Here is a 1,242-nt window from a genome sequence, read left to right on the forward strand (position 1 = left end):
GGGCCGGATGATCCGTGCGTACAAGTTCCTCATGCGGCCCACCGTGGGCCAGACGCAGGCGCTCGCCGAGATGCTTCGGGATCACTGCTCGCTCTACAACGGGGCGCTCCAGGAGCGCCGCGACGCTTACCGGCACGTCTCCAGGACGTCGATCAAGTACGGGCAGCAGTCCGCGCAGCTCAAGGAGATCCGGACGTTCGATCCGGAGCATCAAGGCCGCTGGTCGTTCTCCTCGCAGCAGGCCACGTTGCGCCGTCTGGACAAGGCGTTCGCGGCGTTCTTCCGCCGGGTCAAGTCCGGTGAGACGCCCGGCTATCCCCGCTTCCGGGGTGTGAACTGGTTCGACACGGTGGACTTCCCGAAGAACGGCGACGGATGTCGTTGGGACTCCACCCCGCACGACCCAGTGACCCGCGTCCGCTTCCAGGGCGTGGGTCACGTCAAGGTCAACCAGCACCGGCCGGTGGTCGGCAAGGTCAAGACGGTCAGCGCCAAGCGCGAGGGCAAGCGCTGGTACGTCATCCTCACCGCCGAACAGCCCGAGACCGATCCGCTTCCGGCGACCGGCAGCGTAGTCGGCATCGACATGGGCATAGCCAACTTCCTCGCCGACTCCAACGGCGAGTTCGCGCCCAACCCCCGCCACGGCCAGAAGGCCGCCGCGAAGCTCGAAGCCGCACAGCAGGCCCTCAGCCGTTGCAAGCGGCGCAGCAACCGCCGCCGCAGGGCCGTCCAGCGCGTTGCCGATCTTCACCGCAAGGTCCGCCGCCAACGCCTCGACCACGCCCACAAGACCGCGCTCGACCTCGTGCGTCAGCACGACTTCATCGCGCACGAAGACCTCAAAATCCGCAACATGGTGCGAACCCCCGCACCCAAGCCCGACCCCGACCAGCCGGGCACGTTCCTGCCCAACGGCGCTGCCGCCAAGGCCGGGCTGAACAAGTCGATCTCGGATGCCGGTTGGGGGGTGTTCCTCGCGATCCTGAACGCCAAGGCTGAGAGTGCCGGACGGGAAGTGATGGCCGTGGATCCCCGCAACACCTCCCGGCGGTGCCCCGCATGCGGGAACACGCCAAGGAGAACCGGCCCACCCAGGAGAAGTTCCACTGTCAGGAGTGCGACCACCAGGCGCACGCTGACACGGTGGGCGCTCTGAACGTTCTACGGGCCGGGCTGGTCCGTCGCGACGCCCGCCAGGGTTAGCGAGAAGCCCCCGGCTTCAGCCGGGGGAGGAGTCAC

At 67.9% G+C, this 1,242-nt stretch carries 1 pseudogene; it reads left to right on the forward strand.

Going from position 1 to position 1,242, the window contains the following annotated elements:
- Positions 1-7 precede the first annotated feature (7 nt).
- Positions 8-1,206 (forward strand): annotated as a pseudogene (locus JK361_RS40555) (RNA-guided endonuclease InsQ/TnpB family protein).
- The last annotated feature ends 36 nt before the right edge of the window (positions 1,207-1,242 follow it).

The sequence above is a fragment of the Streptomyces musisoli genome (assembly GCF_016741855.1).
Lineage (GTDB): Bacteria > Actinomycetota > Actinomycetes > Streptomycetales > Streptomycetaceae > Streptomyces > Streptomyces musisoli.